Below are 19,103 nucleotides of genomic sequence, written 5' to 3'. Positions count from 1 at the left end.
TTACGGCGGTCTGACCGCTCACACCGGCGTGTTGAAGGCCCACTTGAACCACTGCGAGGTCGAGCGCAGCGGCCCCATCTTCCTGACGAACCCCCGCCTCGCGAGGTCGTCGGCGATCTCCTGCGCGGCGATCTGCAGCCCCAGGAAGGTGTCCACCCCGGGGAAGTAGCCGCCGAGGGTCGCCGAGCCCGAGGCGTACAGGACCCCGTCGCCGCTGGCCGTGCCCTTGACCTCGAAGTGCCGCTCGACCTCCAGCCTGCCCAGCGGGTTGCGGAAGGCCCCGCCGTACTGCAGGAGGTCGGCGAAGATCCGGTGCTCGGAGATGTCGGCCTCAAGGCCGGTGCAGTCGATGATGTAGTCGGCCACCGGCTCCCGGACGATGCCGTCGTTGCTGCGCACGTAGCTGACCAGCCGCCCGTCGGGGGCCCGCTCCACCCGGTCCACGGTGCCCTGCACGGCGTGGTAGTAGCCGCCGCTGCGGCCCGCCCGCATCTGCTCCTGCCAGCGCCTGCGGTAGGGGGTGTTGGTGCCGCCCATCTCCTTGTACTTCGCGGCGCGCTCCGCGCCCTCCAGCTTGCGCATCTCCGCCTTGAGCTGGCCGCCCCACACCGACTTGGGGTAGTTGAAGCCCTGGTAGGCCCAGCCGTTGCCACCCTTGCGCCGGGCCCAGATGTGCGGGCCGTGCGAACCGGCGACGAAGGTGCGGAAGATGTGCACGATCTGGGTCTTCAGGCCGTACTTCTCGCGGTCGTCGAACAGGCGCTGCAGCACGCGGGAGGCGACGATGCCACCGCCCCGGATGACGACCGTGCCCGGCCGGGTCTTGAGGAACTCGTAGACCTGCTCGTGCGGCTCGTAGGCGTTCACGACGTGCTGGTAGTCGTTGTGCTTGGTGCGGAACTCCTGCAGGTCGGGCAGGAACTTCAGGCCCGGGTAGCCGACCGCCAGGTGCACGAAGCGGGAGCGGAAGATGACGCGCTTGGTCGGCCCACTGCCCTCCGGCGGGGTGACGACGGTGAAGTAGCCGCCGCCCACCCTGCGGCGGACCATCCGGACCTGCCCCTTGACCAGCATGTCCCAGTAGCTGATGCGCTTGGCCTCGCGCTCGATGCTCTCGAAGACCGTGCCGGCGCGCGGCGTCCAGTAGTCGTTCAGCAGCGGCTCGGTCAGCAGCTGCCACAGGTAGGCCGGGGTCTTGTCCTTCCACGTCTCCTGCAGGGCATAGGAGGGGAAGCCCCAGAGGTTGTCCGGGCGGGAGGCGGAGTCTGAGCGGATGCGCTCGCTCCTGGGGATCTGCGAGCACCGGGTGAGGAACTCGTAGGTCTGCCACGGGGTGTCGATGTTGGAGATCACCCGCATCTGGGAGGTGGGAACACCGTAGACGCGCAGATAGTCCAGGGTCACGAAGGACCCCATGCCGCCCCCGACCGTCAGGAAGGGGATGTCGTACATGGGGATTCCCGCGGCGGCGACCATCTGGTCGGTCCACTCTGGCGCGCCGAGCAGTTCCGGGGTGAGATCACCGGCGGGGGCCGGGGTGTTGGGGGGTGCCAATTGTGCGTCCCTTTAGCTTCATGGCCGACCGGTTCGGTTGGCCAGAACAGTAGTCCTGGTGCGTGCCGAAAACGAGGGGCGAATCATGCCTGCCCGTGCCGTACGGACACATCCACTCAGACGCCCGAACGGGCGCCGGGGTTCGCCAGAAGCCCGTCCCAGCCTGGAGGGAGCGGGTGCTAGACCCCGCTGAAGACGCGGTTCACGTCGGCGGTCGCCAGCACCCCGAAGATCTCCCCGCCGCGTTCGACCAGGAGGTACTCCCCGGCGGGGGCCTCGCGCATGGCGTCGATCAGGGCCTCCCCCGTCAGGTCGGCGGCCAGCACCAGGGAGGGTTCGAGGTTGCGCGCCAGCGAGCCCGCGCTCACCCAGGGGCGGCGGCTCTCCGGGGTCGCCTCGACCGCGACCTCGTTGACGATCCCGGTCGGGCGGCCCTCGTGGTCGACCACGACCATCGCCCCGGCCTTCGCCTCCGTGGCCCTGCGCAGCGCCTCGGCCAGCGGCACGTCCGCGGTCACCGGGATGGCGCGCCTGGCCAGGGCACGGGCGTTGACCTGCGGGATGCGGGCCCGCACCCGGGCGCCGCGCAGCGACTGGGTGGCGCCGATCCAGATGAAGGAGGCCAGCAGGATCGACCAGATGAGCATGCTGGTGTTGGGCGCCTGCCCGCTGACCAGCGCGAGGCCGACGGGCACCGCGACCAGGAGGACGGCCAGCGCCCGGCCGACCCAGGCGGCAGCCGCGGTGCCGGAGCCCGCGCTCCTGGTGAGCTTCCACACCCCGGCGCGGAGCATGCGCCCGCCGTCCAGGGGGAGGCCGGGCAGCAGGTTGAACACCCCGACGATCAGGTTCGCCAGCCATAGCTGGAAGACGAGGACGCCCGCGATGGTGCCGGGGTCGATGACCCGGTAGGCCAGGAACCCGATGACCGCCAGGCCCAGGGACAGCAGCGGCCCGGCGAAGGCCACCATGAACTCCCTGCCCGGGGTCTCCGGCTCGCGCTCGATCTCCGAGACGCCGCCGAGCAGGTAGAGGGTGATGCGGCGGACCGGCAGGCCGTACATCCTGGCGACCACGCAGTGGGCCAGCTCGTGCAGGAGCACCGAGACGTACAGCAGCACCGCGAAGACGAAGGAGACGACGTAGGTCATCGGGGTGTTCAGCTCGGGCAGGCTGGTGCTCACCGAGCCCTGGAAGGTGAAGGTGATGAACGCCGCCACGATGAACCAGGTCGGCGAGACGTAGACGGGAATGCCGAACGGCCGCCCCATCCGCAGTCCTGGCTTGTCCTGGCGCGGGCTCTCGCTGCTCACCGCTGGCTCACCGTTCCTCGCTCACATCGTCTTCAGGCCTCGATGCTACGCGCCATCGCGGCGGCCGCAGCCTCCCGTGGCCAACCTGGCCCTCCCGAGATCCCCCCGATATCTTCCCGAGACCCCCGTGAGGTCTCCGTGAGGTCTCCGCGAGCCGTCCCGAACTGTCGTCACCGTGACCTACAGTGCGGACATGCCACCGACCGAGCCCACGATCATCGGAGCCCTGTCGCCGTCCCGCGCGGGCGACTTCATGACATGTCCGCTGCTCTACCGTTTCCGGGTGATCGACCGGCTGCCCGAGCCGCCGTCGCCCGCCGCGGTGCGCGGCACGATGGTCCACTCGGTGCTCGAACGCCTCTACGACCTGCCCGCCGCCGAGCGCACCAGGGCCGCGGCAGTCGAGCTGCTCGAACCGCAGTGGCGCAAACTGCTGGCCTCTGAGCCGTCCTACGAGGACATGTTCACCGACGAGTCGGAGCGGGCGGAGTGGCTCTCCCAGGCGGCCGTCATGGTCGAGCGCTACTTCACCCTTGAGGACCCCACCCGTCTCGAACCGGCGGAGAGGGAGCTGTACGTCGAGGCGACGCTGGACAACGGCCTGGTGCTGCGGGGCTACATCGACAGGCTCGACGTGGCGCCGACCGGGGAGGTGCGGGTCGTCGACTACAAGACCGGCAGCGCGCCGGGCCCTGCCTTCGAGGCCAAGGCGCTGTTCCAGATGAGGTTCTACGCGCTGGCGCTGTGGCGGCTACACGGCTCGGTGCCGCGCGTGCTGCAGCTGATGTACCTCGGCGGGCAGGGCGAGGTCCTGCGCTACGCCCCCGACGAGGCCGACCTGCTGGCGACCGAGCGCAAGGTGCGGGCGCTGTGGACGGCCATCGAGCGGGCCATGGAGACCGGTGAGTGGCCACCGAGGCCGAGCCGCCTGTGTGACTGGTGCAACTACCAGGAGCTGTGCCCGCAGTACGGCGGCACTCCCCCGCCGCTGCCCGAGCGGCAGCCCGGCGACACCGTGCGCAGCACGAGGAGACGCGCCGTCAGGGCCGCGACGGACGAGCTCTGAGTGACGCCGCCGCACTCCTGAGGCGCGTCGGCCCGTCCGCGTCATCCGTGGGTATGAGGTCGATATCCACCCGCAGCAGGGCGGCGGCAGGGGCTGGGCGCCTAAATTGATTGTGTGCGCAACCCCTCCGGTGTCCTGCGGGCCTGGCTCCACGACCGCCCGCTGGTCCCCGACGCGGCTCTGGCGGTGGTGACCACGGCGCTCGCCGTGCTCCTCCTCCGCTCCGTCCCGTCCCCGGAGGGGGCGCAGGACGGCCCGGCCGTCGCCCTGACCGTGGCCTGCTGCCTGTCCCTGGCGCTGCGCCGCCGCGCGCCCTTCCCCCTGCTTCTCGTGGTCTGCCTGGCGGGGGTGGCCCTCGCGACGCTGGGTCTCGACGGGCTGCCGCTGTGGCCCGCGGTGCTGGTGCTGGTCTACACGGTCGCCGCCCACCGCGGCCTGGCGCTGAGCCTGTGCGGGCTGGCCTGGAGCTTCGTCTGCCACTTCGCCTCCGCCGCCGTGGGCGGCACGCTCGGCGACTGGGGCCTCCACCTGCCCGTCACGGTCCTCACCGTCACGCTGTGGATCACCGGCAGGAGCGTACGGCTGCGCAGGGCCTATCTGGAGGAGCTGCGTGACCGGGCCCGGCGCACCGAGTGGGCCAGGGAGGCCGACACCAGGGCGGCCAGGGCCGAGGAGCGCTCCCGGATCGCCAGGGAGCTGCACGACGTGGTCGCCCACCACGTCAGCGTGATGACCGTCCAGGCCTCGGCGGCGCGCCGGGTGCTGGCCACCAACCCCGAGGGGGCGCGGGAGGCCCTGTCCGCGATCGAGGAGATGGGCAGGACCGCGATGGCGGAGATGCGCAACATCGTCGGCGTGCTCAGGACCGACGCCTCCCCCGCCGAGCGCAACCCGCAGCCGGGGGTGGCCGAGATCCCCGCGCTGGTCGACCAGATGCGGGAGGCGGGCCTGCGCGCGCAGCTGTGGGTCGAGGGCGTGCCCGGGGCGCTGCCGCCCGGGGTCGACCTGGCCGCCTACCGGCTGGTCCAGGAGGCGCTGACCAACAGCCTGCGGCACGCGGGGCCCCTGGCCCGGGCCTGGGTGACGGTACGGCACGAGCACGGTCAGCTTGCCGTACAGGTCGAGGACGACGGGCGGGGCACCAGCGGCGAGGCCGGGGCCGGGGAGGGGAGCGGCCACGGGTTGGTCGGCATCCGCGAGCGGGTGGCCCTCTATGGTGGAGTCCTGAGGATCGGCCCGCGCCCAGAGGGCGGGTTCGAGGTCAATGCCCGTTTCCCCCTCAAGGACGTGTGATGACAATCAGAGTGCTGCTGGTGGACGACCAGCCACTGCTGCGCACCGGTTTCCGCCTCATCCTGGAGGCCGAGGCCGACGTCACCGTGGTCGGCGAGGCCGGGGACGGCAAGGCCGCCCAGGACCAGTCACGGGCGCTGCTGCCCGACGTGGTGCTGATGGACATCAGGATGCCGGGGGTCGACGGCATCGAGGCGACCCGCAGGATCGTCCGTGAGGCGAGCGGCGGGGCGCACGTGCCCAGGGTGCTGGTGCTGACGACCTTCGACCTCGACGAGTACATCGTGGAGGCGCTGCGCGCCGGGGCCAGTGGCTTCCTGCTCAAGGACGTCCCGCCCGACGAGCTGGTGCAGGCCATCCGGGTGGTCGCGGCGGGCGACGCCATCGTCGCGCCGAGCGTCACGCGCAGGCTGCTCGACCGGTTCGGGGCACGCCTGCCCTCGGCCTACCAGCAGACCACCCCGGCCCGTCTCGACCGGCTCACCGAACGGGAGCTTGAGGTGCTGCGGCTGATCGCCAGGGGCATGTCGAACGCGGAGATCGCCGCCGAGCTGGTGGTGAGCGAGACGACGGTCAAGACCCACGTCGGCAACGTGCTCACCAAGCTCGGCCTGCGCGACCGCGTCCAGGCCGTCGTCCTGGCCTACGAGACCGGCCTGATCACTCCGGGAGCCATTCCCTAGCGCCGAGGGCCCGCAGGACGCCGGTCAGCACGGGCCGGGTGTCCGCGCGCCGCCAGGCGAGGGCGGTCGAGCACCGCTGCCCGCCGGAGAGCGGGACGAAGACCACCCCGGCGCGGGCGTAGTGCTCGTCGGTTCCCTCGGACAGCAGGGCGACGCCCCGGCCCGCGGCGACCAGTTCCAGGGTCTCCTCGATCGCGTCCGAGCCGACCTCCCCCGCCACGTCCGTCACCCCGGCCGCTCCGGGGCGGCGGAAGGCCCGCCAGACCTCGTCCCGGCTGCGCGGCACCACCCAGACGCGGCCCGCCAGGTCCGCGGGACCCACGGCGGCGAGCCCGGCCAGGGGATCACCGAGGGGTACGGCGACGGCACGCGGGTCGGTGCGCAGGGGCCGTGTCTCCAGGGCGTCACCCGTCTCCAGGGGCGGCCACACCACGGCCAGGTCGCTGGCCCCGGTCAGCAGCCCGCAGGACGGGTCGTCGAAGTCGAAGCGGCGCAGCCGTACCTCCCCGCCGCAGGCGCGCCGGACGACGGCGAGCAGGCGGGAGGTGAGCGGGCCCGCCGCCTCGCCCATGAAGCCGACCGTCAGCTCCGGGGTCTCCCCCGTCAGCAGCGTCTCGAAGTCGTCGGTCGCGCTCACCACGGCCACCGCGTGGGCCAGCAGCCGTCGGCCGAGCTCTGTGGGCCGCACGCCGTCGCGGTCGCGGACCAGCAGCGGCCGTCCCACGACGGTCTCCAGGCGTCTGACGGCGGCGCTCACCGTCGGCTGGCTGACGCCGAGGCTGGTGGCCGCCGCGCCGAAGGAGCCCTCCCTGGCGACCGCCACGAAGGCCCGTATCGCGGGCAGCGTGACCTCCATCCCGCAACGATAGCCTCCGGCTATCGGCATAGGCGGAGGCTGTTGGGCGGGCCGGGGATCGTTCGCCGAGGATCGGAGCATGGAACGATCTGTGGGGTTACGGGGTGATCTCGGGCTCGCGCTGGGCGCGGCGGCCGGGGCCGCCGTCTACTCGGCGGTGTTCGGCGCGGCGGCGGTCGAGCGGGGCTGGCCCGTCTGGGCCGCGGTGCTGGCCAGCGTGGCGGTGCACGCGGGCGGCAGCCAGATCGTCGGGCTGACCGCGCTCGGCGACGTGGACCCCGAGGCTCCCGCGCTCACGGCGGTGACGGCGGCGGTGGTCACGGCGTCGCTGGTCAACCTGCGACTGACCGCCTTCGGCCTGGCGCTGGGCGACGTCTTCCCGACCCGGTGGGGCCGCGCGCTCGCCGCGCACCTGGTCTCCGACGAGTCGGTCGCCGCCGCGGTGACCCGTGGGACGCCCGACACGCGCAGGCGGACCTTCCTGGTCGTCGGCTCCGTGCTCTTCACCGGCTGGGTCGCGGGGACGGCCGTCGGCGCGACGCTGGGGGCCGTGCTGCCCGCCGGGGCGCGGCAGGCGGTCGAGGGAGCCGCCGTCGCGGCCTTCGCGGCGCTGCTGGCCCCGCTGCTGCGCACCCGGGGTGACCTGGCCGTCGCCGCGGCCGCGGCGGTGACGGCGCTGGTGTCGTCGTGGTGGCTGCCTCCCGGCCTGCCGGTCGCGCTCGCGGCGCTGACCGTGCTGCCGAGGGCGGTGAGGCGGAGGTGAGCGTGGTGGTGTTCGTGGTCGGGCTCACGGTGACGACCTACCTGCTGCGGCTGGCGGGGGTCGGCGCGGCGGCCTCGGGGCGCCTCGACGACCCCGGGCATGGCGTGCTCACGGCGGCACTGCCGGTGGCCCTGCTGGCCGCGGTGGTGGCCGTCCAGGCGGCGCCCGGCGGCCACCCCTCCGCCCGGCTGGCCGTCGCCGCCCTGGTCGCCGGGCTGTGCGCCCGCCGCACCGGCTTCCTGCCCGCCGTACTGCTCGGCACCCTCGCCGGGGCCCTGGTCCCCTGAGAGGCGGACCGTCCTGTACGGCCGGGCCGTACAGGACGCCGATCCAGCGTGGGGGTGTCAGGCGGAGACGGTCGCGGCCGGGGTGGCGCGGTCCGGCTCGGGGGCGTTCTCCGGGAAGTGGCAGGCCACCTGGTGCCGGGGGGCCAGCTCGACCAGCGGAGGCTCGACCGTCTTGCACACCTCCTGGGCCTTCCAGCACCGGGTGTGGAAGCGGCAGGCGGAGGGCGGGTTGAGCGGGCTCGGCACGTCACCCTGGAGCCGGATGCGCTCGCGGTCCTTGCGCCTGGCCGGGTCGGGGATCGGCACCGCCGACATCAGGGCGTTGGTGTAGGGATGCATCGGCGTGTCGTACAGGGACTTGCGGTCGGCCAGCTCGACGATCTTGCCGAGATACATGACCGCGACCCGGTCGCTGATGTGCCGGATGACCGACAGGTCGTGCGCGACGATGACGTAGGTCAGGTCCAGCTCGTTCTGCAGGTCCTCCAGGAGGTTGACCACCTGCGCCTGGATCGACACGTCGAGCGCGGAGACCGGCTCGTCGGCGATGATGAGCTTGGGCTTGAGCGCGAGCGTGCGGGCGATGCCGATGCGCTGGCGCTGGCCGCCGGAGAACTCGTGCGGGTAGCGGTTGTAGTGCTCCGGGTTGAGGCCGACCAGTTCGAGGATGTCCTGGACCGCCTTCTTCGTGCCCTGCTCGGTCTTGATCCCCTGGATGCGGAAGGGGGCACCGACGATGGCGCCGACCGTGTGCCTGGGGTTGAGCGAGGAGTAGGGGTCCTGGAAGATCATCTGCATGTCACGGCGGAGCGGACGGATCCGCGACGCCGACATGTGGGTGATGTCGTGGCCCTCGAAGACGACCTTGCCGCCCGTCGGTTCGAGCAGCCGGGTGATCAGCCTTCCCGTGGTGCTCTTGCCGCAGCCGGACTCTCCGACCAGGCCGAGCGTCTCGCCCTTGCGGACGTCGAAGGAGACCCCGTCGACGGCCTTGACCGCGCCGACCTGGCGGCGCAGCAGACCCTTGGTCACCGGGAAGTGCTTCTGGAGACCCTGGACGGACAGCAGGACCTCGGCCCCGCTCCTGTCGTCGTGGTCCTCGTGCGAGGTCACGCGCCCTCTCCCGTCACTCGCTGGCTACGCTCGCTCACGTGCTCTCCAACATCGGCTTGATCTCGTTGTCCCAGATGGACCGCCGCTCGGCGCGGGGCATGTGGCAGCGGACCAGGTGACCGCCCTCGGTCTCCAGCAGATCCGGCACCTGTGAGGTGGCCTTGCCGTCCGTACGGCCCGCGAAGGCGCACCGGGGGTTGAAGGCGCAGCCGCTCGGGACGTTGATCAGGGAGGGCGGGGTGCCCTTGATCGGGAGCAGCCGCTCGGTCGGCTCACGGTCCAGGCGGGGCATCGACCCCAGCAGACCCCAGGTGTAGGGGTGCTCCGGACGGTAGAAGATGTCCTCCGCCGTGCCGTACTCGACACACTTGCCGCCGTACATCACCAGGATGTCGTCCGACAGCTCGGCGACCACGCCGAGGTCGTGGGTGATGATGATCAGCGCCGAGTTGAACTCGCGCTGCAGGTCGGTCATGAGGTCCAGGATCTGCGCCTGGACCGTCACGTCGAGGGCCGTGGTCGGCTCGTCGGCGATCAGCAGCTCGGGGTCGCAGGAGAGCGCCATGGCGATCATCGCGCGCTGGCGCATTCCACCGGAGAACTGGTGGGGGTAGTCGTCGACCCGCCGGTCGGGCTGCGGGATGCCGACCCGGCCGAGCATGTCGATCGCGTGCTTGCGCGCGACGGCCTTGCTGACCCTGTTGTGGATCCGGTAGGCCTCGACGATCTGGGCGCCGACGGAGTAGAAGGGGTGCATCGACGACAGCGGATCCTGGAAGATCATCGCCATCTTCTTGCCGCGCAGCGTCCGCACGTGGTCGGCGCTGGCGCTGACGAGCTCCTCGCCGTCGAGCCAGATCTCACCGGAGATCTTCGCGTTGCCGCCCTTGTGCAGGCCGAGGATGCCCAGGCTCGTCACGCTCTTGCCCGAACCGGACTCGCCGACGATGCCCAGGGTCTTGCCCCGTTCGAGCTTGTACGACAGGCCGTCGACGGACTTGACCAGGCCGTCCTCGGTCGGGAAGTGGATGCGCAGGTCACGCAGTTCGAGGAAGGACTCGGGTGGCTGAGTCGTCATGAGAGCCTCACCCTCGGGTCGACCACCGCGTACAGGATGTCCACGATGAGGTTGGCCAGGACGATGAAGAACGCCGCGAACAGGGTCACCCCCAGCACGACCGGAAGGTCGTTGCCACGGATCGCGTCGATCACCAGCTTGCCGATGCCCTGGATGGAGAAGGTGCTCTCGGTGAGCACCGCACCGCCCAGCAGCAGTCCCAGGTCGAGGCCGAAGATGGTGAGGATGGGGGTCAGCGTGGCGCGCAGGGCGTGTCTGGTGACGACCGTGCGCTCCTTGAGCCCCTTGGCGCGGGCGGTGCGGATGTAGTCCTCGCCCATCGTCTCCAGCATGCCCGCCCTGGTGAGCCGCGCGTACAGGGCGGCGTAGAGGAAGGCCAGGCTGATCCAGGGCAGCACGAGCGCCTGGAACCACATGATCGGGTTCACCGTGATCGGGGTGTAGCTGCCACCGCCGGGGAAGATCCCGAGCGTGTAGGCGAACACCGCCAGGGAGACCAGGCCGGTGAAGTAGATCGGCAGCGAGACTCCCGCCAGGGCGACCGTCATGGCGGCCCTGTCGAGCAGGGTGCCGCGTTTCAGCGCGGATATGACGCCGATGCTGACACCGGCGACGAGCCACAGCACGGCGGCGCCGACGGCCAGCGAGAGCGTCGCGGGCAGCCGGTCGAGCAGCGTCGGCCACACCGGCTGGTTGTTGTTGAACGAGAAGCCGAAGCAGGGCGCGGGGCACTCGGCCTTCTTGGGGCCGAGGGAGTAATCCTGACCGGCGACGATGCCCTTGGCGAAGCGCCCGTACTGCACGAGCAGCGGGTCGTCCAGGTGCAGCCGCTTGACGGCTCCCTGGATCGCCTCGGGTGTGGCGTCCCGTCCCACGTAACGCGACGCCATGCCCTCGGGGGTCTGTCCCAGGGCGCGCGGGATGAGGAAGAAGATCGCGAAGGTGGCCATGCTGACGACGGCGAGCATCAACACGGCGGCGATCACGCGGCGGACGATGAAAGCGACCACGATCGTTCGGCCGGGATGCCCGGGAGGATCCGCTCCCGGGCATCGTCAGGCCTTCACCTGCCTTTGGCTAGCTAGAGAAGGACTACTGCTTGACACCCAGCCACGTGTAGTCGTACATGCCCCAGGCGGAGTGGACGTACGCGTCGGTGAGGCTGGCGGGACGGAAGATCAGCGTCTTCTCGTAGACGAAGGACGTGAACGCGGCCGACTCCATCACCTTCTGGTCGACCTGGGCCCAGATCTCGTTGCGCTGTGCGGCGTCAGCGGTCTGGATGCCCTTGTCGAGCAGCTCGTTGATGCTGGGGTCGTTGAGCTCCATCATGTTGTAGTTGCCGGAGGGCTTGATGGCCCGGCCGTCAACGATCTGCGACAGGAAGCCGAAGCCGGACGGCCAGTCAGAGCCCCAGCCCGCGATCATGATGCCCAGGTTGTTCTTGTGCACGAAGTCCGGCTTGCCGGCGTACTGCGCGCTCCAGTCACCCGAGGGGTACTTCTTGATCGTGAGCTTGATGCCGACCCGGGCCAGGGAGGCCTGCAGCGCCTCGGCGACCTGGACCTCCTTGGTGCGGTCACCACGGACGGCGACGTTGGTCGAGAAGCCGTCGGGGTGGCCACAGGCGGTCAGGGCCTCCTTGGCCTTGGCCAGGTCACCCTTGTGGTCGGCGCCGTTGGGGTAGAGGTCGAACGGCTTGTAGCCGACCGTGGTCGGGGTCATCGCGGTGGTGCCGATGTCACCGCCGAGCGGGCCGCCCCACGGAGCCTGGGTGGCGGTCTTGTCGATGGCGTACTGCACGGCCTTGCGGCAGTCGATGTTGTCGAACGGCGCGACCTTGGTCGACATCATCGCGTAGCGGTTGAACGGCGTGAAGGGGTTGTCCGTGGAGTCCTTCAGCTGCGGGTTGCTGACGACCTTCGCGCGGCCCGCGGGCTGCAGACCGGTGCCGCCCAGGTCGACGTGGATCTGCCCGGCGATCAGGCGGTTGTCGATGTCCTCGGCGTTCTGCTTGAACTGGACCTCGATGCGGTCGGGCAGCTGCTTGCGGGTGGTGTCGGTCGCCTGGTCCCAGTTGGGGTTCCTGACGAGGTTGAGCTGCTTGCCGACCTCGTAGCTCTCGAACTTGTAGGGACCGGTCGAGGCGACGGCCTTCTCGTAGTCGACGCCGGTGTCCTTGGCCTGCGGCACCGGGGCGGACTGCGGGTTGGCGACCAGGAAGTCGAACTCGGAGAAGGGCGCCTTGAGCTTGAAGACGACCGTGTAGTCGTCGGGGGTCTCGATGCCCTTGAAGTCGTCGAGGTTCTTGTCCTTGTAGGGACCCTTGTAGTCGCCGGCGTCGAGGTACTGGGCGAAGTACTTCGGACCGTCGGTCAGCTCGTCGGTGAAGTTGCTGCGGGCGATGGCGTACTTGACGTCGGTGGCCTTGACCTCCGTGCCGTCGTCGTACTTGATGCCCTTCTTCAGCTTGTAGGTCCACGTCTTGCCGTCGGCGCTGACCTCACCGGGAGCCTCGGCCAGGTCCGGGACCAGCTTCAGGCCCTCGGGGCCGGGCTTGGGCGTGTAGGTCATCAGCGGGCGGGAGTAGAGCCGGCTGAAGTTCCAGTTCCAGGCGTAGTAGGTGTTGCCCGGGTCCATGGAGTCCGGCTCGTCGGTCAGGGCGAACTTGAGCGTGCCGCCCTTGGCGTCGGAGGGGTTGACGACCTTGGTGTAGGCGTCGTTGTGCTTGGCGGCCGAGGCGTCGCCGCCCCCCGTCGAGCTGTTGTTGTTCCCGGAGGACGTGTTGCCACCGCCACCGGCCGTGCCGCCACAGGCGGCGAGCCCCATTGTCAGCACGGTGCCCAGCGCGGCGAGCGCCAGGACGTTGGTCTTCCTCATCGTGGTGGTACACCCCTTGTCATGAGTGACGGTGATATGGAGAAACGGTCGTGTTCCGTTATCGGGCGCGCGGGTCGAGGGCGTCTCTGAGCCCGTCGCCCAGCAGGTTGAAGGCCATGACGGTGATGAAGATCGCGAGGCCCGGAACGATCATGAAGTGCGGGGCGATCTGGTAGTAGTCCACCGCCCGGGTGAGCATGCCTCCCCACGAGGCCTGGGGTTCGCTCACACCCACGCCGAGGAAGGACAGCGCCGCCTCGAAGAGGATGTTCGTGGGGATGAGCAGCGTCGCGTACACCAGGATCGGCGCCACGAGGTTCGGCAGCATCTCGCGGAAGATGATGTAGCCGTTGCCCGCCCCCAGCGAGCGCGCGGCGTCGACGAACTCCCGCTCACGCAGCGACAGCGTCTGACCTCGCACGATACGCGCGATGTACGGCCAGCTGAAGAAGCCGATGATGAACACGATGACGGCGATCCGCAGGGCGTTGCCGCTCAGGCCCAGCGCCTCGTCGGGCAACGCGCCCACGATGGCGATGGCGAACAGCAGCAGCGGGAAGGCCAGGAAGATGTCCATCAGGCGGCTGATCAGCGTGTCCACCCAGCCGCCGAAGAAGCCGGCCAGCACGCCCATCAGCGAGCCGATCACCACCGAGAGCAGCGTGGCGAGGAAGGCGACGAGCAGCGAGATCTGGGCACCCGACAGGACCCTGGCGAACAGGTCGCGTCCGTTGACCGGTTCGAGACCGAACGGGTGCTCCAGGCTGATGCCGCCCCAGGCGCCCATGGGGGCACTGGTGAGGGGGTCGATCAGGTCGTTGTTGGGGATGTTCGGGTCGTCGCCGAACAGTGCGATCAGCCCCCCGAAGGGGCGCTCGGCGAAGATGGCGACCAGGGTCAGGAAGACCACGATGAAGGCGCCGAGGATCGCCGCTTTGTCACGTTTGAGGCGGATCCACGCGATCCGCCCGAGCGAGCGGCCTTCGATGGCCTTTCCGCCCGCCCCTTCGAGAACGGCCTCGGGCTGGGCCTCCATGGCCTGCCCGGAGACATCGAGCGGTGCGGTCATACCAGTGGCCCCCTGGATCCCAGACGACATTGTCCTAAACGCGTGCCCGGGTCGGGTAGCGCGCCTGAAGTCTATGGGCCGTTTGACGGCCCCGTGACGCAGAATCTATGGGCTGATCTGCGCTGACTAGTCCCCTGGCACACCATGTGGCTCAACTGTGATTCATGCGAAATTCATTTGTTTTGATCTTGAAGCGAATGTCTGGGAGCCGTTCAGCTTGTGTCTCGAATTCGTGACACTGCACGGGAGGGTGACGCTGGGTCATCCGATCCCGCGACGCTTCAGAATTGCCTCGATATCCGAGAAATCATCGTCGGTCGCCGGCGCCGCCTTCTTGGCGCCCCCCTGGGCCCCCGGCTTGGCACCGGCCTGCGGACGGCGCTGCGGCAGAGGCTGCGTCTTGGCCGACGGCCCCGCGGTCACTCCCGGCGCGCTCCCCGGTCCCGCCACCGCCGCGGGTGCCCCCGGGGCCGCCGTGGCCGCCGCCGCCCGCGAGAGAGTACGGCGACGCAGCACCCCGGACACCAGGAACAGCAGCACCGACACTCCCGTGACGGCGACCCCGGCCCACACCATGGGGTTGAAGACCAGACCGGTCAGGAATCCGGCGACAGCCGTACCCGCCTGCCAGAGGGCGGGCAGCGCACCGGTCAGGTAGGCGGCCATGGGCAGCAGCGACCAGGCCGCGCCCCGCAGCCCCGCGGCCGCCCCCTTACGGCGCAGCAGCAGGAAGCTCAGCACGAGCCCCACCCCGGTCACCCCGGCGCACAGTGGCAACCACGCGATCTGACTGAACGACAACATGCGGACCGCCCCTCGAAATCGGCTTACCCGATCCATCCTGGCATGTCGCGCGCGGACCGTTCCTCCTCCCAGGGGAGGGATCATCCCCTAGGGGGCCGGAGGCGCCCTCTCAGGGGAGTGCCCGGGTGCCTCTCACAGGACCGTGACGGACAGCTCCCGCAGCACCTCGACGTCCACCTCACGCAGGGAGGCCACGACCAGGCGGCCGGGGGCCCGCGGGACGGGCAGCACGCTGGGCACCGCCACGACCCGGCAGCCCGCCGCCGTGGCCGAGGTCACCCCGTTCGGGGAGTCCTCAAGCACCACGCAGCGGGCCGGATCGACCCCGAGCAGCCCCGCCGCCGTGAGGTAGGGCTCGGGGTCCGGCTTGGTCCTCGTCACGTCGTCCCCGGTGACCACCCGGTCGAAGTTGTGCCTGCCGATGCCGTCGAGACAGGCCTCCGCGATGGGCCTCAGCGAGGAGGTGACCAACGCGGTCGGCAGGCCCGCGTGCCGTACGGCCGCCAGCAGCTCGGCGGCGCCGGGCATCATCTCGACCCCCTCGGCGAGCCTGGAGGTCATGCCCGCCAGCATCCAGGCCGCCACGTCCTCGGGATCGGCGTCGGAGCCCGCCACCCTCAGCATGTAGGCGACGGTCGAGGGCATCGACCCACCCACCAGGTTCTCCTGGTCGGTGGGGCCCCACTGGCCGCCGAGCCGTTCCATCACCTCGGTCTCGACCTGGAACCAGATCTTCTCGCTGTCGACGAGCAACCCGTCCATGTCGAAGAGAACCGCGTCCATACCCTGGAAAACCCCTTACACGTCAGACGTTGAAGTACTTGGCCTCAGGGTGGTGGACGACCAGCGCGGACGTCGACTGCTCCGGATGGAGCTGGAACTCCTCCGACAGGCTCACCCCGATCCTGGCCGGGTCGATCAGCTGGGTCAGCTGAACCTGGTCCTCCAGGTTGGGGCAGGCGGGGTAGCCGAAGGAGTAGCGGCAGCCGGTGATGTTGACCTTCAGCATGTCCTCAAGCGACTCGTCACCGCCGATGCCCAGCTCGGCGCGGACCCGCGCGTGCCAGTACTCGGCCAGCGCCTCGGTGAGCTGCACCGACAGGCCGTGCAGCTCCAGGTAGTCGCGGTAGGCGTCCTTGGCGAACAGCTCGGCAGTCGCCTCGGAGATCCGCCCGCCCATCGTGACGATCTGGAAGGCGACCACGTCCGTCTCGCCCGACTGCCTGGACCTGAAGAAGTCGGACAGGCACAGGTGCCGGTCACGGCGCTGGCGCGGGAAGGTGAACCTGGTGCGCTCCTGCCCCGCCTCGTCCAGGATGATCAGCGCGTCCCCGTCGCTGACGCAGGGGAAGTAGCCGTAGGCGACGGCGGCCTCCAGCAGGCCCTCCGTCTGCATCCGCTCCAGCCACATGCGCAGGCGCGGCCTGCCCTCGGTCTCGACCAGCTCCTCGTAGGAGGGCCCGTCCCCGCCCCGCGCCGCCTTCAGGCCCCACTGGCCCATGAAGGTCGCGCGCTCGTCGAGGAAGGCGGAGTACTCGGCGAGCGGGATGCCCTTGACGACACGCTCACCGAGGAAGGGCGCCCTCGGCACCGGGTTGTCCTCGGCCACGTCCGAACGGGCGGGCAGCTCGGTCTCCGGGGTCCTGACCAGTCTCGCCCCGGTCCTGACCCGCCGCTCGCGCAGCTCGGGCAGCCTGGCGCCCTCCTCGCCGCGCTTGACCGCCATGAAGGCGTCCATCAGGCGCAGTCCCTCGAAGGCGTCGCGGGCGTAGCGGACCTCGCCTTGGAAGAGCTCGGCCAGGTCCTGCTCGACGTAGGCGCGGGTGAGCGCGGCGCCGCCGAGCAGCACCGGGTAGCGCTCCGCGATGCCCCTGGAGTTCATCTCCTCCAGGTTCTCCTTCATGACGACCGTGGACTTGACCAGCAGGCCGGACATGCCGATCACGTCGGCGCCCTTGTCCTCGGCCGTCTCCAGGATCACCGAGACCGGCTGCTTGATGCCGAGGTTGACGACCTCGTAGCCGTTGTTGGACAGGATGATGTCGACCAGGTTCTTGCCGATGTCGTGCACGTCGCCCTTGACGGTCGCCAGCACGATGCGGCCCTTGCTCTCGCCCTCGACGCGCTCCATGTGGGGTTCGAGGTAGGCGACCGAGGTCTTCATCACCTCGGCCGACTGCAGCACGAACGGTAGCTGCATCTGGCCGGAGCCGAACAGCTCGCCCACGGTCTTCATGCCGTCGAGCAGCACGTCGTTGACGATCTCCAGGGCGGGCCGCAGGGTCAGGGCCTCGTCGAGGTCGGCCTCCAGGCCCTTGCGCTCGCCGTCGACGATGCGGCGCTTGAGCCGCTCCCACAGCGGCAGGCCGAGCAGCTCGGCGGCCCTGTCGGCCTTGACGGAGGCGGCGTCCACGCCCTCGAACAGCTCCATGAACCGCTGCAGCGGGTCGTAGCCCTCCCTGCGCCTGTCGTAGACCATGTCCAGGGCGACCTGGCGCTGCTCGTCGGGGATGCGCGACATCGGCAGGATCTTGGAGGCGTGCGCGATGGCCGAGTCGAGGCCCGCGTTGACGCACTCGTTGAGGAAGACGCTGTTGAGGACCATCCGCGCGGCCGGGTTGAGGCCGAAGGAGATGTTGGACAGGCCGAGCACGGTCTGCACGCCCGGGTAGCGCCGCTTGAGCTCCCTGATCGCCTCGATGGTCTCCAGGCCGTCGCGCCTGGTCTCCTCCTGGCCGGTCGCGATGGGGAAGGTGAGGGTGTCGACGACGATGTCCTCGATCCTCATCCCCCAGTCGCGGCGCAGGTCCTCGATGATCCTGGAGGCGATCCTGACCTTGTCCCGCGCGGTGCGGGCCTGGCCCTCCTCGTCGATGGCCATGACGGTCACCGCGGCGCCGTGCTCGCGGACCAGCCGCATGATCCGGTGGAAGCGCGACTCGGGGCCGTCGCCGTCCTCGTAGTTGACCGAGTTGACGATCGCGCGCCCGCCGAGCATCTCCAGCCCGGCCTCGATCACGGCAGGCTCGGTCGAGTCGAGCACGATCGGCAGGGTCGAGGCGGTGGCCAGGCGGAAGGCCAGCTCCCGCATGTCGCCGGCGCCGTCACGGCCGACGTAGTCGACGCACAGGTCCAGCATGTGGGCGCCGTCGCGGGCCTGCGCCCTGGCGATCTCGACGCACTCCTCCCAGTTGCCCGCGAGCATCGCCTCACGGAAGGCCTTGGAGCCGTTGGCGTTGGTGCGCTCGCCGATGGCCAGGTAGGAGGTGTCCTGGCGGAAGGGGACGCTCTGGTAGAGGGAGGAGGCGCCCGCCTCAGGGCGGGGGCGGCGGGGGTGCACCGGGTTGCCGCGCACCCGCTCGACCACCTGGCGCAGGTGCTCGGGGGTGGTGCCGCAGCAACCGCCGACCAGCGACAGACCGTAGTCGCGGGTGAAGGTCTCGTGGGCCGAGGCCAGCTCCTCCGGGGAGAGGGGGTAGTAGGCGCCGTCCGCGGTCAGCACGGGCAGCCCGGCGTTCGGCATGCAGGAAAGGCGCACGCGCGCGTGGTTGGCCAGGTAGCGCAGGTGCTCGCTCATCTCGGCGGGGCCCGTGGCGCAGTTGAGCCCGATGACGTCGACGCCGAGGGGCTCGACGGCGGTGAGCGCGGCGCCGATCTCCGAGCCGAGCAGCATCGCGCCGTTGGTCTCGATCGTCACCTGGGCGATGATCGGCACGTCCCTGCCCGCGTCGGCGACGGCTCTCCTGGCCCCCACGACGGCCGCCTTGACCTGGAGCAGGTCCTGGCAGGTCTCGATGATGACGGCGTCCGCGCCCCCGGAGATCAGCCCGGCCGCGTTGTCGTAGTAGGCGTCCCTCAGCACGTGGTACGGCTTGTGCCCCAGCGTGGGCAGTTTGGTGCCCGGCCCGATGGACCCGAGCACGTAGCGGGGGTGGCCAGGGGCCGACCAGTGGTCGGCGGCCTGCCTGGCGATCCTGGCCCCCGCCTCGGAGTACTCGAAGACGCGCTCCGAGATGTCGTACTCCCCCAGCGCCGCCAGGTTGGCGCCGAAGGTGTTGGTCTCGACGCAGTCGACGCCGACCTCGAAGTAGGCGTCGTGCACCGCGCGGACGATGTCGGGGCGGGTGACGTTGAGGACCTCGTTGCAGCCCTCGTGCCCCTCGAAGTCGTCGAGGGTGATCTCGTGGGCCTGGAGCATCGTCCCCATGGCCCCGTCGGCGACCATCACTCGCTCGGACAGAACCTCACGGAAGGACGGGGTGCTCGTCATGACACAAGACTACTTGGGCCCCTTTGGCCACCGCCGTACACCATGGGACAACCGGGGCGTCTCGGGGCGTGTGA

The 19,103-nt window shown here is 70.2% G+C and carries 16 protein-coding genes; 5 read left to right on the top strand and 11 right to left on the bottom strand.

Features of this window, described 5'->3' with window-relative positions; all coding sequences use genetic code 11:
* Positions 1-18: 18 nt before the first annotated feature.
* Together FHS44_RS32990 and FHS44_RS32985 are read right to left on the bottom strand one after the other, a co-directional pair.
* Positions 19-1,554 carry a hypothetical protein gene (locus FHS44_RS32990; protein WP_184722007.1) on the bottom strand — a complete coding sequence of 512 codons (1,536 nt, stop codon included), beginning with the start codon at positions 1,552-1,554 and terminating at the stop codon, positions 19-21.
* A 179-nt stretch (positions 1,555-1,733) separates the two neighbouring features.
* The gene (locus FHS44_RS32985; RefSeq protein WP_184722403.1) at positions 1,734-2,825 is read right to left on the bottom strand and encodes a site-2 protease family protein; all 1,092 of its coding nucleotides are present in this window, start codon (positions 2,823-2,825) and stop codon (positions 1,734-1,736) included.
* A 235-nt stretch (positions 2,826-3,060) separates the two neighbouring features.
* On the opposite strand from FHS44_RS32985, the gene FHS44_RS32980 reads away from it, so the two are divergent.
* The 3 genes from FHS44_RS32980 (at position 3,061) to FHS44_RS32970 (ending at position 5,909) form a co-directional block, all read left to right on the top strand.
* Entirely contained in the window at positions 3,061-3,933 is an 873-nt protein-coding gene (locus FHS44_RS32980) for a RecB family exonuclease (RefSeq protein WP_184722003.1), read from the top strand.
* A gap of 114 nt (positions 3,934-4,047) precedes the next feature.
* The gene (locus tag FHS44_RS32975) at positions 4,048-5,226 is read left to right on the top strand and encodes a sensor histidine kinase (RefSeq protein WP_184722000.1); all 1,179 of its coding nucleotides are present in this window, start codon (positions 4,048-4,050) and stop codon (positions 5,224-5,226) included.
* Entirely contained in the window at positions 5,226-5,909 is a 684-nt protein-coding gene (locus FHS44_RS32970) for a response regulator (protein WP_184721997.1), read from the top strand. The genes FHS44_RS32975 and FHS44_RS32970 overlap by 1 nt, the downstream gene beginning before the upstream one ends.
* On the opposite strand, the gene FHS44_RS32965 is transcribed toward FHS44_RS32970, so the two are convergent.
* The gene (locus FHS44_RS32965) at positions 5,887-6,765 is read right to left on the bottom strand and encodes a LysR family transcriptional regulator (protein WP_184721994.1); all 879 of its coding nucleotides are present in this window, start codon (positions 6,763-6,765) and stop codon (positions 5,887-5,889) included. The genes FHS44_RS32970 and FHS44_RS32965 overlap by 23 nt on opposite strands.
* 79 nt (positions 6,766-6,844) lie before the next feature.
* Between FHS44_RS32965 and FHS44_RS32960 the strand changes: the two genes are divergently transcribed.
* Both FHS44_RS32960 and FHS44_RS32955 read left to right on the top strand, forming a co-directional pair.
* Positions 6,845-7,528 carry an AzlC family ABC transporter permease gene (locus FHS44_RS32960; RefSeq protein ID WP_184721990.1) on the top strand — a complete coding sequence of 228 codons (684 nt, stop codon included), beginning with the start codon at positions 6,845-6,847 and terminating at the stop codon, positions 7,526-7,528.
* On the top strand, positions 7,525-7,815 hold the full coding sequence (locus FHS44_RS32955) for an AzlD domain-containing protein (RefSeq protein ID WP_184721987.1): 291 nt from the start codon (positions 7,525-7,527) through the stop codon (positions 7,813-7,815). The genes FHS44_RS32960 and FHS44_RS32955 overlap by 4 nt, the downstream gene beginning before the upstream one ends.
* Positions 7,816-7,872: 57 nt before the next feature.
* Here the strand turns inward: FHS44_RS32955 and FHS44_RS32950 are convergent, their stop codons facing one another.
* From FHS44_RS32950 to metH, 8 genes are all read right to left on the bottom strand, one after another.
* Positions 7,873-8,928 carry an ABC transporter ATP-binding protein gene (locus FHS44_RS32950; protein ID WP_184721984.1) on the bottom strand — a complete coding sequence of 352 codons (1,056 nt, stop codon included), beginning with the start codon at positions 8,926-8,928 and terminating at the stop codon, positions 7,873-7,875.
* 34 nt (positions 8,929-8,962) lie between these two features.
* Complete coding sequence (locus tag FHS44_RS32945; protein WP_184721981.1) at positions 8,963-10,006, bottom strand: ABC transporter ATP-binding protein; 1,044 nt, start codon at positions 10,004-10,006, stop codon at positions 8,963-8,965.
* The gene (locus FHS44_RS32940; RefSeq protein ID WP_184721978.1) at positions 10,003-11,016 is read right to left on the bottom strand and encodes an ABC transporter permease; all 1,014 of its coding nucleotides are present in this window, start codon (positions 11,014-11,016) and stop codon (positions 10,003-10,005) included. Before FHS44_RS32940 ends, FHS44_RS32945 begins: the two co-directional genes overlap by 4 nt.
* Positions 11,017-11,098: 82 nt before the next feature.
* Complete coding sequence (locus FHS44_RS32935; protein WP_184721975.1) at positions 11,099-12,886, bottom strand: ABC transporter substrate-binding protein; 1,788 nt, start codon at positions 12,884-12,886, stop codon at positions 11,099-11,101.
* Between the two features lie 58 nt (positions 12,887-12,944).
* A complete protein-coding gene (locus FHS44_RS32930) occupies positions 12,945-13,955 on the bottom strand; it encodes an ABC transporter permease (protein WP_184721973.1) in 1,011 nt (336 codons plus the stop codon).
* 261 nt (positions 13,956-14,216) lie between these two features.
* Positions 14,217-14,759: a cellulose synthase gene (locus tag FHS44_RS32925; RefSeq protein WP_246436467.1), complete on the bottom strand. Its 543-nt coding sequence runs from the start codon at positions 14,757-14,759 to the stop codon at positions 14,217-14,219.
* 132 nt (positions 14,760-14,891) lie between these two features.
* Positions 14,892-15,542, bottom strand: a complete 651-nt coding sequence (locus tag FHS44_RS32920) for an HAD family hydrolase (RefSeq protein WP_184721970.1) — start codon at positions 15,540-15,542, stop codon at positions 14,892-14,894.
* A 22-nt stretch (positions 15,543-15,564) separates the two neighbouring features.
* Positions 15,565-19,029 (bottom strand): methionine synthase, encoded by a 3,465-nt coding sequence (gene metH, locus FHS44_RS32915; protein ID WP_184721967.1) that lies wholly within the window; start codon positions 19,027-19,029, stop codon positions 15,565-15,567.
* Positions 19,030-19,103: the final 74 nt, after the last annotated feature.

This window comes from Streptosporangium saharense, from assembly GCF_014203715.1.
Taxonomy (GTDB): Bacteria; Actinomycetota; Actinomycetes; order Streptosporangiales; family Streptosporangiaceae; genus Streptosporangium; species Streptosporangium saharense.
The sequence above is the reverse complement of the archived record's forward strand: the minus strand, read 5'-3'. Positions and strand labels throughout refer to the sequence as shown.